The sequence below is a fragment of the Clostridium psychrophilum genome, assembly GCF_018861705.1.
In the GTDB taxonomy this organism is placed as follows: domain Bacteria; phylum Bacillota; class Clostridia; order Clostridiales; family Clostridiaceae; genus Clostridium_AD; species Clostridium_AD psychrophilum.
The window spans coordinates 1-16,316 of record NZ_JAHLEC010000073.1; the positions used below are offsets into that span (position 1 = coordinate 1).

Consider the following 16,316-nt stretch of genomic DNA (forward strand, 5'->3'; position numbering starts at 1 on the left):
TGAAATTTTCATATTAATTTACAATATTTTCAAGAGGCATAGCCTAAAATTTGAAATAGCTTAACTCCTACCGGAGAAAATATAGCTTTTTGTGGCTTAATCATAATATATGTTTTATATGTATGGTATATGATATTCCTATGCATAAGTATAATCATCTAATACTTGATGGCACATTTGGTAAGCTTCAAGTCTGCCATCTTCTATAAGTGGCAGTTGTCTAGCCTATAAAAAACTACAAATTATGTCAGGTTAAGACATTACCCCTGCTCTATTTAGTGCTAATATCATTTATTAATATAAATTTTAAAGAATTCAACTGTTGACACCGTTTACTAAAGTGTAGTAAAATAGAAACAATCGAAATTAAGCGAACATAAACGAACATAAAGAGAGGGATGGAAGATATGACTAAAAAAATAAATCTGATTAAAAGACTAATTATATTTTTTGTAGGAATGAGTATTATACAGATTGGAGTAGCCTTGTTTTTAAAAACTAACATTGGTTCCGATCCATTTACTTTATTCACTCAGGGATTAGCCTTTTTATTAAATAAAACACCCGGAAATGCTAATATGGTTATTTTATTTGTATTATTTTGCATAATACTTGCAGTTGAAAGACATCGTATAAAGATAGGAACAATTATATGCGTCATTGGAGTAGGACCCATTATTGATCTTGGAGTAAAAGCTGTTTCATTTTTCCCAATTGAATCTTTAAATATTAGTATGAAAATATTTTTAGTTGTAATCGGTTGTGCTTTAATTGCAATTGGATTTTCTATACTTAAAGCAAGTGATCTAGGTGTTGCGCCAAATGATATTATCCCATTTATTATAAAAGACAAAACTAATTTACAATATCGTTGGATTCGTATGGCATTAGATGCTAGCTTTTTAATAATGGGCTTTGCACTCGGAGGAATATTGGGAATAGGTACAATAATATCTGCATTATTAATAGGTCCATTCATACAATTTTCTCTTCCCTATGGAGAAAAGTTCGTAAATGTTATTGTTAAAAATCAAATTGAAGATGAAAATGAAAATGAAGAAAGTGTATCTTTAGAATCTTAATCATCTCCTTTGGAGCTGTATCATCTCCTTTGGAGCTGTATCATCTCCCTTGGAATTGCATATTAACGATACTGTAATAATTCTTTGAGATAGGTAGGTAACCTTAATGGCTTGAAAATAGTCGTAATTTATAATAATTGAAATTAGGAGGCGTATTTTTGAATAAAATACTATGTATTGGTGAATTGTTAATTGATTTTATTTGTTCAGATATTAATAGTGGTTTAACTAAAGGTGAGAATTTTGTAAAAAAAGCAGGTGGTGCACCCGCTAACGTAGCAGCAGCTATATCAAAGTTAGGAGGACAAGCATATTTTGCAGGAAAAGTTGGTAATGATAACTTTGGTATGTTCCTTAAGGAAACATTAGAGGATGCCGGAGTAGATACTTCTATGCTTATACTTGATGAAAATTCTAAAACTACTTTAGCATTTGTTTCGTTAAATGAAGATGGGGAAAGGGATTTTATTTTTAATAGAGGTGCAGACGAATTATTAACTTTAGATGAGCTAGATATTGATAAGCTAAAATCTTTTAATATAATACATTTTGGTTCTGCAACAGCACTTTTAGGTGGACCTTCAAAAGAAAGTTATTTAAAGGCTATGGAACTTGCTTTTGAAAATAAAGCTTTTATTTCTTTTGATCCTAATTATAGAATAGATTTATGGAAAAACAGATTAAGTGACTTTGTAGAAATATCAAAACAATGTCTTAAATATTCAGATTTTGTTAAAGTAAGTGATGAAGAAATAAAGATAATTTCAGGTAAAGAAGATATAGATGAAGGTGTTAAGTTTTTTCATAGCTTAGGTGCAAAAGTTGTAGCCGTTACTCTTGGAAATGCAGGTACATTAATTTCTAGCAATGAAGGAAGTAGCATAATCAATAGTATCAAAATTAAATGCATTGATTCAACCGGAGCTGGTGATGCCTTTGTAGGTGCTTTTCTTTATAAATTATCACAGTTAAAAAATCCAAAATCATTCATGAGTAATCCTGATACTATTAAAGATATCATACTTTTTAGTAATAAAGTTGGGGCTATTACATGTACTAAGTTAGGCGCTATAGCATCCCTACCAACGCTTGAAGAAATACAAATGTTAAAATAATTTAAATAAAAATTGAATATTAGTTGACCTGTATTAATCATAGAGAAAGGAACAATTAATTTTGTTTCTTTTTTTATTATATATGGTGGGAAAATACTTATGTTCTAATTTTTTTATAATCATCAAAACTTAATCAATCAACTTCTCTATTATCTACAAGTTTTCGCAGTACACAAAAGTTATGAATTAACTATTTAAAATGATTTTGGCACTTTCATATTTACATTTCATTATTTCTTTAGCCTCAGGACATAATTTATTCCAACTTCTTTCAAGCTTTTTAATTACCCAGTTAGCACCTTCAACCACATCCATTTCCCTTTTATAATATACAAGATGTAATAATGATGGGACTTGGTCTATATGTGCCATTGCATCAGCACTGGCAATGCATATTGATTCCTTAGTAGTTCTATCAATTGGTACACTCCCCCTATGTTGAATAATACATTCTTTAACTTTATTTGTTCTCTCTTTTGGGTAGTTAAACCCATTTAAAATCTTTTCTGCTTCAATTGCCCCGTACATATGATGTTCTTTATACATTGAAGAATCTTTTATGCTTGCATAGTCATGTAGCAAAGCTGATATTTCAACAATTTCTTTATCTGCTCCTAATTTTGCAGCCAATAGTTTCGCATATTTTACAACAATAGCAACATGGTAGGTCCATATTTCATATCCAAATATATTAGTATCCTTTTTACTTCTTTCCTCAACAATATCTGAAATAGCCTCTACTAATTTTACTGAATTCAAAGAAATTCCTCCCGGTTTTAAGTTTATGCGGCTTAAAATACAATATTGACACAAACCATATTAAAAATATGCGGTTAACTTAATCTGTTGTTTTTTTTGCTTTTATAAATAAAAACTGAGAATTTCTAGTTAATTTATCATATATATTAGGCTCTTCTATTTTTATAAGTTAAAAACAAATGTCGTGAAATTATTTTTCACGACATTTGTTTTATGCATATATTTAGCCAATATCACCATTTTCACTTTAATAAATACAATTTACATATAACCCATTTATTTAATTATATTGTAAAGATTAAGTTTTTTATTATTCTATTAAATACTAATCAGGAATAACTGTTACTGATATTTTAGCCTTTCTAACAACCTTACTTGTTACAGAACCAATTAGTCTATATAAACCATTTTTGCTACACTTTGTCATTATTATTAGGTCAAAACTATCTTTTTCAGCTTTTCTTAATATTTCATCTGCAGCATATCCCAAAGCTGTCACCTTTTCAACTTCATAACCTTCTAATTCCTTTATTGCTTTATCTAAAACCAAATTACTGTCTTCTGTTATATAGTCATATCCAGTTGAATTTACAGGATCCATCATCTCGTTAGTTAAAATTATTTCCATTACATTAATTAGTGTAATAGAAATAGCATCCTTACTAAAAAATTTTTTCAACCAATTAACAGAGTGCATGCTTCTATCCGAACCATCTAATGGCACCAATATTTTTATTTTTTTCATATACAACGCCTCCTTAAATTACTTATTTCAATGATATTTCTAATATATCATTGAAATAAGCAGATATCATAAAATATGTATTAACGAAGTTCGTATGTTTTCCTATGATGTCATGAAAAATAATTTCTTTTAATTTTATATTGTGTTTTGGTATTTTCTAATTGATTTTCTTTTTTCATATCGCTCTTTACCCTTTTCAAATTCTATTTTTTCTTGTTCATCTATTAATTCTAACTGGGGTATTATTTTGGGTTCATTATTCTCATCCATTGCTACCATAGTAAAGTAAGCACAAAGAGCCTTACCATTTGACTTTCTATTTTGTATGTCATCCACGTATACAGTAACATAGACCTCAATAGAACTTTTACCTGTAAATACAACTTTTCCAGTGCACTGTACTACTGAACCTATATAAATTGGTTTATGAAATATAATTTCATCAATTCTTGCAGTAACAACGTTACTTTCTGAATGTTTCATTGCAACTGCATAAGCAACCGAATCCATCATTTTCAATATTTCACCACCGAATACATTGCCTGCTACATTAGCATTAGTTGGAAGCATTACCTGACCGAGTGTTATTGTAGATTCTTTTGAATTTTTTTTCATGTGTTTCCTCCTTATGTAAATTATTTTTTCTTATACTTATATTTGTATAATTTACTTTAAATAAATTATACCATTTTTTTAGCATTTTAAACATATTCCACTTAAAATTTCACTTATTTCTAATTGACTTTTAAGATAATTTATATAGCCTTAATTGAATTTTATTGTTTTTAATGTATTTGATATTATTATGAATAGTTTAAATTTTATTTAGTAACACTAAACACAATAGAAGCCTAAAATCCAATTTTCATAAAACTCACTGTGAAAGGCAAATGTTTATATTTTCTTGCACCTGTATGTATAAATCCTAAACCACTGTACCAATTCTTTAATTTTGTACTTTCTTCAATTAATCCGATAGTCATTTTATTACTTCCCATTTCACGGGCTTTATCCATTGCAAAAATAATCATTTCTCTACCATAACCTTTATGACGATATTCTACCAATACAGCAAGATTATTCAGTTCAAAACTCCTACCTTTATTCTTACTAAGCGAAAAATAACCTACAATGATACCATTATCTAGATAAGCAAACATTGGTCTACCTGCATCATACTGCTTATATAATTTTTCAACTTCCACAAATCTTGCATTACCTGGACAATTATCTTTTGTAAGACTAAATTCTTGTGCTACCGTCTCAAAACTTTTTCTAATTACTTGTACACATACTTTAATTTCATCTCTTTCTATCTGTCTTATCATTTTATCACTTCCATACAGACCTTTTATTAATAATTTTGCTTCATAATGTTATACGCTTGTTAAATAATTCTTATAAAGATTATACCATTATTTTAAATGATGAAATATATTTTTATAAATATTTTCATCATTGATTTTGACCTGTTCTTTTTATGCTTCAATGAGCCAATGGAGGTCACAAAAATGCATACAAAATACAGAGTAAATGAATATAGGAGAAGAAAATTATTACTACTAATACATAAATCAAAACCATATAAAAAGACACTCAAACTGGATGCCTTTATTTTTTATTCTTTACAAATTCTTCAATTAATATTTCAGCTTCTACAAACTCTCGCATTTTAATTGTTAACCAGCTACTAAATTTAATTCCCTTTGGCTCTGAATACTTACAAAAATCTGCATATACCTCTGTATCAACGGACATATTTTGATTATGTACTGCCATATATACCTCACCCCTAATTTCTTTTATAAGATTATTTTGTATTACTTTTTGTATTACTTTATGTATATTCGACAAAATACTATTAAGTTCCTTTATTTTAAACAAATTATTTTAAAACTTATATAAAATAAAACATAAAAGAAGAATTGTGTTACTTTTTTCGACATTTTAGTTAATTTGATAATTTACATATATAATAAATCTTTGATGTGCATTATAAAAAAAAGAAAAATATATTATATATTAGTTGTTTTTTCAACTAATATATAACATACTAAAAATAGTTGAAAAAACAACTATCTAGAAAATAAACAAGTTAATGGAGGTTAATTATGTTAAATACATTAATAATTTATGAAGGTAAACATGGTACTTCGAAAAAGACAGCAGAGATTTTAGCTTATGTACTTGGCAATACAAAATTTTGCAGTGTAGAAAAAGCTCCAAAAAAGTTAGAATATTATCAAAATATTATTTTTGTTTTTGGGTTTTATGCTTATGACACTGCAAAAATGATTAAATCTTATGTGAATGAATTAAAAAAACAAATTAGCATTAAAAAAACAGGTATTATAGGTGTTGGAATATCTAATTTTGATTTTCCAAAACATTTAAAGGAATTTGCTGAATTATTAAAACGAACTGAAGATATATCTGAATTTGTAGAAGGAGAATTACGACTTAATAAACTATCAAAAGACGATTATAATTCAGTTAAAATGTTTAGTGAAAAATTAGGTATGCCAGTTAAAGATTGTGGAAATTTTAAAACAGAAAATGTAATAACTGTTGCAGAAAAATTCATAAAAATCATGAAAACACCTAATTCAATAATGCCTAATAATTTACTTGCGAAAGAAATCGAAAAATTTATTATGAATCATAATACTTGTGCATTAGCAACAGGAATAGGTAAATTTATAAGATGTACACCAATAGAGTATCAATATTATAAGTGTAATTTCTATATAATCACAGAGGGAGGAATGAAATTCAAAGGAATTCTTCAAAATAAATCTGTATCTATGAGTATAGCTGATAACTATAAAACCATGAACGATGTAAAAGGATTACAGATATCAGGTTTAGCTGAAATAGTACCCTCATTTAATGAGGAATATCTTAAAGTATTTAAATCTAAAGGGATTGAATTAAGTACATTAGAAAAATTATCTATAGATTTATATCTAATTAAGGTTATACCACAAAAATTTGAGTTCCTAAATGTCGACTTTAAGAAAAACAACTTTGACTCTAAACAAGTGCTTACATGTTAAAGTCTGCTACCATTGGATGTAATATATTAATTATAGAAAAATATTTCAAATCATTTTTAAAAGGTTCATTAAAAAATTATGAACTAAATACAGCAGAAGGAATGGTACTTCTTGCTCTATATGGACACAATGGTCAAAAGGATGCTCAAATATTAAAAGATTCTGATATAAATTTAGTTGGTACGTCACAAGATCAACTGATTGATGAACTTCATTATGATAAAAGCGTAATAACACGTACAATGCAATCTTTAGAAAAAAAAGGATATGTGATACGAAAAAATAATACTGAAGATACTAGGTCTTATTTTTTTAAATTAACAGATAAAGCTTTTACATTTAAACAAACATTGATAGAAATTTTGAAAGAATGGAATGAGCATATATTAGGAGATTTTGATGAATCAGTTTTAAATTTATTAGACAATATGTTAGCAAAGGTAGCAAAAAATGCAACGAAAACGATCAGAAAAAATAATTAGAGATTTTAGTTTATTAAAAAACTATATCAACTGTATGTAATAGTTTAATTCTATAAAAGAAGGAGTAATAAGGTATGAACATACTGGAGTGGGTAATAAATCAATCCTATGCTATGGGTTCTGATTTGTCTTATAAGAAGTTTATTAAGGATACAATAAAAGCAGGAGACGTTAACCGAGATGTTTTAAAAGAAATTCTACAGGGTAATTCAAAAACAGTTTATGGTGAATTATACAACTTTGAAGGAATACAAAATTCATCGAATTATAAAAACGTTGTTCCGTTAACAAGCTATCCCGACTATGAAAGCTGCATTGAAGAAATTGCTGCAGGTACTGAAAACATACTGACATCTGATAAGATTCAATATTTTGGCTTAAGTTCTGGTACCACCGGAAAGCAAAAACGCATTCCAACTACAGCCAAAACCAGGAAGATTATTAACATGAGTATGATGTTTCTTCAACATGGTTCACTTTCTCAAGCTCTACCTGCTGCAAGAACAGGTGGCAAGGGTTTGCTTCTTATGAACATGTTGCAATCAGGGAATACTCCAGTGGGAATTCCAACTGGTTCAGGTACTTCTGGTGGGATGCAGTCTATGAAAAAGATGCTCCACTACTTTTGGACCTCTCCATCTGAAGTTTTAACTATCAAAGATCAGCAAGTGGCCAATTATCTACATTTATTGTTTGCACTAAAAGAACGGAATTTAGCATATATAATGTCTCCTTTTCCATCTGGAATTGTACAGATTTTTGGTATGTTAGAAAAACAGTGGCCGCAGATTATTGATGATATTAGTAATGGTACAATCTCGCCAAACTTAACCTTAGATTTAGAAGTAAGAACCCAATTAGAAAAACAATTAAAACCTGACATGCTCAGAGCAAAAGAGTTAAAGCGTGAACTAAGTAAAGGGATGCAAAAAATTGTGCAAAGGTTGTGGCCAAAAATCAGCAATATATCTTGTGTAGTGGGTGGAAGTTTTAGAATATACTTGGATAGGCTTCGATATTATATTGGAGACTTACCTATTTTTTCAGGGATGTATGGAGCGACAGAAGCATTAATCGGAATTGCTACTCACATAAATGATGTAAGTTATGTCGTTACCCCTAGGTCAGCTTATTTTGAGTTTATCCCTCTTGATGAATCTGAAAAATCAAATCCAACAACCTTTGATTTAGATAAGTTAAAAATCGGAGAGATGTATGAAGTTGTAATCACAAACTATTCTGGGTTTTATCGATATCGAATGGGAGATATAATAAAAGTCATTGGTTATTCTCATAAAAGCCCTATGATTGAATTTATGTATCGCAAAGGTCAACTTCTTAATTTGGCAGGGGAAAAGACATCGGAACAAGCAGTACAATGTGCTCTTATTAGTACTGCTAAAACCGTAGGCGTTGTCTTAGAAGATTATACAATCACCTTAGAATTAGAGGATGTAGTTGGACATTACCTCTTTTATATTGAGACTAATGAGCCATTAATCACTTCAACTAAAATGTTGAAAATGAAAAACACTTTAGAGCAATGCCTTGAAAAGGCTAACCCACGTTATCTAGCTGGAGTTAAGGAAAAACGTATCAACAAAGTTGATATACATTTTGTTCAAGGAGATACGTTTCAAACTCTCAAACATGAGCTCTTAAAACGTGGTGCTTCCCTTAACCAAGTCAAGATTCCCCGCCTAATTCAGGATTCTTCATTGCTCAGATTGTTGGAGGAAAACGTAATGTAAAAAGGATTTTGTGTTACTATCAATAGCCTTAAGATAAAATATACGAACTTTTAACATCTACTTTACAGCTAAATATTAAACGGCCTTGACCCAATGAGATTTAGGGCTTTGGCCGTTTAATTTAATTTCGCGCAAAATATAATTCTTATTTAATCAATGTGAATATTGCTTTGTCCAGCATCAACACTATCCCCTTCATTAACATCTATAGAGGTAACATTGCTATTTTGTATTATCTTTGCCTTCTCTTTCCCAGTTGACTTTATTACTTCTTCTATTTCTACTTCATAAACTTTATCATTTAGCGTTATCATATATTTTTTCATATTATTAACACCTTCCTAGGAAAATTATGCCCATCATTTTATTCTTTTAATTTTTGATATTCTAAACTCCGAATTCGGATTATCGCGCACTGCCATAGCCGATGCTACAAGTGCTACTACTGTCCTTTCTTCTTCATCTATTTCATTTATTTCTTCAATTTTACAATTTGTTATTATTTTTTTATAACTGTTTTTGTTTATATTATCACTTAACCTATTCTCAAAAAACCTTTTTGCAATTCTTGGGAATAAAGCATAGGTCAACACATCTTCAATATTAGTTGCCAAATCTCCAATTTCATTCTCATATTTTTTCATTGAAGGTTCTATTAAATCTGCCGGTCTTTGGGTTATAATTTTCGTGTCTCCTATAATTTTTTTCCTTATTTCATCTTTTATAGGTTTAGGCGAACTTCCATAAAGTCCTTTAACATAGTCTTTTAATTCTTTTGGAATTGTTTTATATCGGGATCCAGACAATACATTAAACATTGCTTGAGTTCCTACCATTTGAATAAGAGGCGTAATTAAAGGTGGGAATCCTAAATCTTCTCTCACTCGGGGCATCTCTGTAAGGACTTCTTTATATTTAGATTCAACCCCCTGCTCCTTAAGCTCTAATAAAAGGTTCGATAACATACCTCCAGGAACCTGATATATAATAGTTCTAGGTTCTACATCCATAACTTTTGGATTTAGCATTCCATCTTCTCTGTATTTTACTTTTATAGGTCTAAAATAGTTTGCTATTTCACCTAATAAATTAATATCTAATTTAGAATCACGTGGACTCTCTTTTAAAGTAATGACCATCGATTCTGTAGGTGGTTGTGATGCTCCCTCTGAAAATGGAGAAATTGCAGTGTCAATAATATCTATTCCTGCTTCAATAGCCTTTAAATATGTCATAGAAGCTATTCCACTAGTACAATGAGCATGTAAACATAATGGTATTTTTACAACTGCTTTTAATTTTTTCACTAATTCAAAAGCCGTATATGGCGTTAATATACCTGCCATATCATTAATACAAATTGACTGTGCCCCTAATTTCTCGAGTTTTATTGATAATTCAACATAGTAATCTAGAGTGTTTACGGGACTAGTTGTATAACATATAGAACACTGACAATGTGCTCCACATTCTTTGATAACTCTAATTGAAGTTTCCATATTTCTTGTATCATTTAATGCATCAAATACTCTTATTATATCTATGCCATTTTCTATAGACTTTTTAATAAATGCCTCAACTACATCATCCGCATAATGCTTATATCCTAAAAGATTTTGACCCCTAAGGAGCATTTGAAGTTTAGTGTTTTTAACCACCTTGCGTATTTCTCTTAGTCTTTCCCAAGGGTCCTCATTAAGAAAATGTAGACATGAATCAAAAGTTGCTCCTCCCCACATCTCTATGGAATAATACCCAACCTTATCCATTTTTTCTAGGATTGGTAATATCTCCTTTGTTTTTAATCTGGTAGCAATTAAAGATTGCTGACCATCTCTTAGTACTGTTTCAGTTATTCTAATTGGATTCACTATTCTATCCCTCCTAAGAGTTCGTTTTTCTTTATTACTTAATTTCCTGTACGATTACTTCATACTCCTTATTATTCACTCTTACTTTAAACTTTTCACCGGCTATTGTGCCACATCCAGGTTTTTTTACACTTTCTCTTATGAAATCAAAAACTTTCATATATTTTCTGTATATTCTATGAGCTTCTTCAATATCTATTAACTTAAACCTGATACTGTCTCCAGGCTTTAACTGTCCCACTATGTTTATATCAGGAGTTATTATTGTAGCAATTTTCGTATATCCACCAGTAGTTTGCCTATCTGCCATCATAATTATTGGAGCACCATCTCCTGGTATTTGTACAGACCCCATGGTTATTCCATCAGATATAATATCTGCAGAATTAATATGTGAAACTTTAGGACCAGATAATCGGTATCCCATTCTATCAGCTGCACTTGTTACTCGATACTCACAATCAAAAAATGTATTTATACCGTCGTTAGTAAAATAATCGTCCTGTGGGCCCAATACAACTCTCACGATATTATCCTTAGAATACGATGGTATTAACTCAATTGGAAGCTTTTTTATACTAGTTAAATTATTCTCTCCAAGACATCCAATCTTAATCTCGTCGCCAGCCTTAAGCATCCTTCCCCGAAATCCTCCTACTTTTCCCTTAACATAGGTAAACTTACTTCCCATAACCTCTGGCACATCAATGCCATTGGCTATCGCTATGTAACTCCTACAGCCGCTTTGAGCTGTTTCAAAAGAGAGTTCATCACCATCTGACACCTTAATTCCCGACCACATGTCTATAGGCTTATTATTTATCCTTGGCATAAGATTAGCTCCTGTAACTGCAATCAAGGCATCGCCATCAAATTTTATTCTAAGACCGAAAAGAGTAGCTTCTAAACATGCCTCGCCATCCTTGTTCCCAACAAGAATATTAGCCACTCTTAGTGAAAATTGATCCATAGCACCAGAAACAGACATACCAGATTTTTGATAATTATACCTACCGATGTCCTGAATTGTAGTATACATACCTGGCTTTAATATTTTCATTGTTGTCATATAATCACCTTCTTAACTTCTCTCTTATAATTACTTTATATTTTTCTTCTCTCTCTAAAGCCTCAATATTTTTAAATTCATTTTCATCTATCTGTACAAATTTTATATAATCGCCCGCATTTAATAGTACAGGATCCTTCCGGTATGGATCATACAATTTAACAGGAGTTCTACCAATTAGTTGCCACCCTCCGGGGCTTTCTATTGGATATATGCCTGTCTGTTTACCTGCAATTCCTACACTTCCAACCGGTATTTTAGTCCTTGGATTTTGAAGCCTAGGAGCCTCTATTTTATCACTCATACCTCCAAGATATGGGAACCCAGGTGTAAATCCAATCATATAAATCAAATATTCCACGCTTGTGTGAATTTTTATAACTTCATCTACTGATATTTTATTATGCTTTGCCACAAACTCAATATCAGGGCCATACTCTCCACCATAAAGTGTTGGCACTTCTATAACTTTAGCATCTGGAAGTTTCAATTCATGCATCTTCGATATAATAGATTTTATCACACATATAAGATTATCCAATTCCATTATCATAGGATCATAAATTACCATGAGTGACCTATATGTAGGAATAATCTCGTTTATTCCTACAATGCCTGCTCTCTCCATTGCTAGTGTAAGACTTCTAATTTTTGAATTAACCTGCTTCTCAATTTTATCTCCAAATTCTATTACTAATGCTCTATCCCCAGCAATTAAGAACTTAACTTCTTTGTACATACTCCATTTAACCTCCTATTTAAACAACGCAACTATTCCACCCATTGACTGGTAACCTGCAATAACTGCTAATATTACAACAATATAACCCAAATACATAAGCAACTTTGAATGCTTATAGTCTCCTACAATATTTTTCTTAGTTGACGCAATAAGTATTATTCCAAGTGAAATTGGAAGAATCAAACCATTAAGTGATCCTGCTAGCACAAGTAACTTTACAGGCTTACCTATTATTAGGAACACTAACGTACATATAGTAATAAAGCCTATTATACATTTTGACGTATATTTATCAAAAAAAGGTGTTAGTGTTTTTAAAAATGATAAAGTTGTATATGATGACCCAACCATTGCGGTTAAACCAGCTGAAAAGAGTATAACTCCAAACAATTTATAACCCAAATTGCCTGCTCCAAGTCTAAATGCTTCAGCCGCAGGGTTAACAGTTCCAAGTGGTTTGCCAATGTTTACAACAACACCAAGAATAGCAGCGAAAAGAAGTATTCTCATAAGTGACGCTAATGATATAGCAAGCACTGAACTTTTGGTTATTTCTTTCACATGCTCCTTTCCTGTAATTCCAGCATCTATTAATCTATGTCCTCCTGAAAAGCATATATATCCACCTACTGTTCCACCGACAAGAGTTAATAATGGTAAGAATGTAACCTTAGTTGGTGAAACAGTCCTTAGAATCATCTCTCCAACTGGGGGATGAGTTCTAAATGCCACATATGCTACAAGTAACAATGTTCCAACACCAAGTACCTTTGCAAAAACATCCATTGCTTTTCCAGCTTCTTTAGAACTAAACAGTATAATACCTATACCACAACTAATAATAGCACCTATTTTAGTGTTCAACCCAAATAATACATTAAGACCAAGGGCGGCACCTGAAATGTTTCCTATACAAAATGCAAATCCCCCAATAGTTATAAGTACTGCTAGAAAAACGCCAAGACCAGGTACCATCTTATTTGCAATATCCTGAGCCCTGAGTCCTGACACACCAATAACCTGCCATATATTGAGCTGTGCTATAAGATCTATAATAATAACAAGGAGTATAATAAATCCCAAGTTAGCTTTAAGCGATTCTGTAAATACCGCAGTTTGAGTCAAAAATCCCGGTCCTATGGCAGATGTAGCCATAATGAATGATGCTCCAATTAGCACGCCTACATTACTTTTCTTTTTTTTGTTTACATCTTGTTTTTCTAAATCAGAATTATTTTTCATTACATTACCTCCTATTTAATAAATTCACTAAGTGGTTTTATTTCCACTTTAGCTTTTAATAGTTCTTCCCTTATAAGCCTCACAAACTGTGTAGCCTCTGGATTATCCCCATGAACACATATGGAATCTGCCTTTATGTTCACATCTTCACCAGTTATTGCTGTCACCTTTCCCTCTGTTACCATTCTAATTACTCTCGAAATAGCTATATTCGTATCTAGAATCATTGCACCAGGAAGGCTTCTTGCCACAAGGGTTCCATCAACATTGTATGCCCTATCAGCAAAAACCTCATTTGCGGCTTTTAACCCTTTTTCCTTTGCTGCCTTTATCATTTCACTTCCAGAAGATCCAAGAACTATCAAATCCCTATCCACTTCCCATATACCCTCTATTATAGCCTGAGCTAATTTGCTATCCTTAGCTGCCATGTTATACATTGCTCCATGAGGTTTTACGTGTTGCATTTTTGCTCCTGCTGATTTCACGAAACCTGATAAAGCTCCAAGCTGATATATTGTATACTGCTTCATCTCGCCTGGAGATACTACCATATTTCTTCTACCAAAACCCATAATATCTAAAAATCCAGGGTGTGCTCCAATACCTACATTACTTTTATAAGCATATCTCACAGTATCTCTCATAACCATAGGATCACCTGCATGCCATCCGCAAGCTATATTAGCTGATGATACATATTTAAGAACCTCTTTATCAAGTCCAATCTTGTAAGCACCAAAACTTTCTCCTACATCACTATTTAAATCAATTATTTTGCTCATATTGTTTATTCTCCTTTATGTCATTTCCTTATAAGATAGAAACTCTAAATGGTTATAAATTTTCAACTGTAATACCCGATTGCAATCAAAAAATTTATAACCAAAATTAATAATAAAATTATCTCATTTTTAGATAAGTATACCGTATATATATACATTTTAACAGTCTGATTATTCCTTTTAACAATATTTTAGTTTTATGTTTCTAACTTATCCCAATCAAAAATATAGCACAACTCTAAAAAAACTACATTTCCCCAAATCATATTAAAAGGAATGTAGTCTTCTTAATGTTAAATAAAATTATTTACAAGTTCTTATACTACAAAATTTCAACTGAAAGTTATTATAAAAGTTTCAAATTTTTCACTTAATCTGTTACCTTACTTCCAACGGGTATTACATACTCTGAACTTACATATCCTATTTTGCCATTATAAGCTATCTTATAAAAACCATTTGTCTCTCCGCTTATCATAACTATTGTTGGTGCTTTTACACTTCCAATTATAGAGTAGTTTGTTCCAGCCCCACTTCTTACATTCAAAATTTTTGATTGTACTGTTCCACCATAAACTGCTGGTACTACAACAGGCTTAGCAGTTATCTTTATATATAAAGCACTTACATAACCTGCTTTTCCGTTGTAAGTTACTTTATAAAAATTATTTGTTTTTCCAGTTATAACAACTTTTGTCCCAATTTTCATACTTCCTAATATAGCATAGTTTGTTCCTGCTCCACTTCGAACACTCAAATTGCTCCCTGTTGTTACACCATACTGTGTTTTGTATACTGCAGGTGGTATTACTACTACAACAGGTTTAGCTGTTATTTTTACATATTGGGCACTTACATAAGCTATTTTTCCATTGTAAGTTACTTTATAAAAATTATTTGTTTTTCCGGTTATAATGACTTTTGTCCCGATTTTCATACTTCCTAATATAGCGTAGTTTGTTCCTGCTCCACTTCGGACACTCAAATTGCTCCCAGTTGTTACCCCATACTGTGTTTTGTATACTGCAGGTGGTGTTACTACTACAACAGGTTTAGCTGTTATTTTTACATATAAAGCACTTACATAAGCTATTTTTCCATTGTAAGTTATTTTATAAAAATTATTTGTTTTTCCGGTTATAATGACTTTTGCGCCGATTTTCATACTTCCCAATATAGCGTAGTTTGTTCCTGCTCCACTTCGGACACTCAAGTTGCTCCCAGTTGTTACCCCATATTGTGTTGCATACACACTACTAAATACTTTGATATTTTTATCCATACTACCTGAACTATTTTTATAATTTGCATTGTTGATACTTCCTACAGATACCAATGCAATCCCCATAATAGTAGTAACTATAATAACTTTTGTTTTTAATGAGCCGCTTCTAAATGTTGTTAAATTTTTAATATTTTTCAATGTAATTCCCCCCACGGAGTATATATTCGCTCCTTATTTTAGTTTAAAATAAAATTTATTCTAAATTTAACATTTTATATATATATATGATTATCCCACAAAAAGCTTGTAATTACTTCCAAACGTAGTAATTATGATATAATAATATCAAAATCAGTACGTAGAGGAGGATTACTATGTTTTGCAAAAATAAC

General features: G+C 30.9%; 17 protein-coding genes. 5 read left to right on the top strand and 12 right to left on the bottom strand.

All coding sequences use genetic code 11. From position 1 onward, the window contains the following. The first annotated feature begins 407 nt into the window (after nucleotides 1-407). A complete protein-coding gene (locus tag KPL38_RS13485; RefSeq protein WP_216289674.1) occupies nucleotides 408-1,082 on the top strand; it encodes a YczE/YyaS/YitT family protein in 675 nt (224 codons plus the stop codon). Between the two features lie 158 nt (nucleotides 1,083-1,240). Next, complete coding sequence (locus KPL38_RS13490) at nucleotides 1,241-2,197, top strand: carbohydrate kinase family protein (protein ID WP_216289675.1); 957 nt, start codon at nucleotides 1,241-1,243, stop codon at nucleotides 2,195-2,197. 186 nt (nucleotides 2,198-2,383) lie between these two features. On the opposite strand, the gene KPL38_RS13495 is transcribed toward KPL38_RS13490, so the two are convergent. The 5 genes from KPL38_RS13495 to KPL38_RS13515 form a co-directional block, all read right to left on the bottom strand. After that, complete coding sequence (locus tag KPL38_RS13495) at nucleotides 2,384-2,956, bottom strand: HD domain-containing protein (RefSeq protein ID WP_216289676.1); 573 nt, start codon at nucleotides 2,954-2,956, stop codon at nucleotides 2,384-2,386. Between the two features lie 325 nt (nucleotides 2,957-3,281). Continuing rightward, nucleotides 3,282-3,701: a universal stress protein gene (locus KPL38_RS13500; protein ID WP_216289677.1), complete on the bottom strand. Its 420-nt coding sequence runs from the start codon at nucleotides 3,699-3,701 to the stop codon at nucleotides 3,282-3,284. 135 nt (nucleotides 3,702-3,836) lie between these two features. Then, nucleotides 3,837-4,316 (bottom strand): acyl-CoA thioesterase, encoded by a 480-nt coding sequence (locus KPL38_RS13505; RefSeq protein WP_216289678.1) that lies wholly within the window; start codon nucleotides 4,314-4,316, stop codon nucleotides 3,837-3,839. Between the two features lie 236 nt (nucleotides 4,317-4,552). After that, entirely contained in the window at nucleotides 4,553-5,029 is a 477-nt protein-coding gene (locus KPL38_RS13510; RefSeq protein WP_216289679.1) for a GNAT family N-acetyltransferase, read from the bottom strand. A gap of 283 nt (nucleotides 5,030-5,312) precedes the next feature. Beyond that, complete coding sequence (locus KPL38_RS13515) at nucleotides 5,313-5,480, bottom strand: hypothetical protein (protein WP_216289680.1); 168 nt, start codon at nucleotides 5,478-5,480, stop codon at nucleotides 5,313-5,315. 332 nt (nucleotides 5,481-5,812) lie between these two features. On the opposite strand from KPL38_RS13515, the gene KPL38_RS13520 reads away from it, so the two are divergent. The 3 genes from KPL38_RS13520 (at nucleotide 5,813) to KPL38_RS13530 (ending at nucleotide 8,990) form a co-directional block, all read left to right on the top strand. Continuing rightward, nucleotides 5,813-6,757, top strand: coding sequence for a flavodoxin domain-containing protein (locus KPL38_RS13520; RefSeq protein ID WP_216289681.1), 945 nt, complete (start codon nucleotides 5,813-5,815; stop codon nucleotides 6,755-6,757). Next, entirely contained in the window at nucleotides 6,751-7,239 is a 489-nt protein-coding gene (locus KPL38_RS13525; RefSeq protein ID WP_216289682.1) for a MarR family winged helix-turn-helix transcriptional regulator, read from the top strand. The genes KPL38_RS13520 and KPL38_RS13525 overlap by 7 nt, the downstream gene beginning before the upstream one ends. A gap of 74 nt (nucleotides 7,240-7,313) precedes the next feature. Further along, nucleotides 7,314-8,990 carry a GH3 auxin-responsive promoter family protein gene (locus tag KPL38_RS13530; RefSeq protein WP_216289683.1) on the top strand — a complete coding sequence of 559 codons (1,677 nt, stop codon included), beginning with the start codon at nucleotides 7,314-7,316 and terminating at the stop codon, nucleotides 8,988-8,990. A 149-nt stretch (nucleotides 8,991-9,139) separates the two neighbouring features. Here KPL38_RS13530 and KPL38_RS13535 read toward each other — a convergent pair whose 3' ends face one another. From KPL38_RS13535 to KPL38_RS13565, 7 genes are all read right to left on the bottom strand, one after another. Further along, nucleotides 9,140-9,316, bottom strand: coding sequence for a hypothetical protein (locus tag KPL38_RS13535; RefSeq protein WP_216289684.1), 177 nt, complete (start codon nucleotides 9,314-9,316; stop codon nucleotides 9,140-9,142). 33 nt (nucleotides 9,317-9,349) lie between these two features. After that, nucleotides 9,350-10,861, bottom strand: coding sequence for an oxaloacetate decarboxylase subunit alpha (locus KPL38_RS13540; protein ID WP_216289685.1), 1,512 nt, complete (start codon nucleotides 10,859-10,861; stop codon nucleotides 9,350-9,352). 34 nt (nucleotides 10,862-10,895) lie between these two features. After that, nucleotides 10,896-11,930 (bottom strand): 5-oxoprolinase subunit C family protein, encoded by a 1,035-nt coding sequence (locus KPL38_RS13545; protein WP_216289686.1) that lies wholly within the window; start codon nucleotides 11,928-11,930, stop codon nucleotides 10,896-10,898. Nucleotides 11,931-11,934: 4 nt separating this feature from the next. After that, the gene (gene pxpB / locus KPL38_RS13550; protein WP_216289687.1) at nucleotides 11,935-12,669 is read right to left on the bottom strand and encodes a 5-oxoprolinase subunit PxpB; all 735 of its coding nucleotides are present in this window, start codon (nucleotides 12,667-12,669) and stop codon (nucleotides 11,935-11,937) included. Between the two features lie 15 nt (nucleotides 12,670-12,684). Next, complete coding sequence (locus KPL38_RS13555; protein WP_216289688.1) at nucleotides 12,685-13,914, bottom strand: NRAMP family divalent metal transporter; 1,230 nt, start codon at nucleotides 13,912-13,914, stop codon at nucleotides 12,685-12,687. A gap of 11 nt (nucleotides 13,915-13,925) precedes the next feature. Next, entirely contained in the window at nucleotides 13,926-14,699 is a 774-nt protein-coding gene (locus KPL38_RS13560) for a LamB/YcsF family protein (RefSeq protein WP_216289689.1), read from the bottom strand. A gap of 370 nt (nucleotides 14,700-15,069) precedes the next feature. Then, nucleotides 15,070-16,122, bottom strand: coding sequence for an SH3 domain-containing protein (locus tag KPL38_RS13565; RefSeq protein ID WP_216289690.1), 1,053 nt, complete (start codon nucleotides 16,120-16,122; stop codon nucleotides 15,070-15,072). Nucleotides 16,123-16,316: the final 194 nt, after the last annotated feature.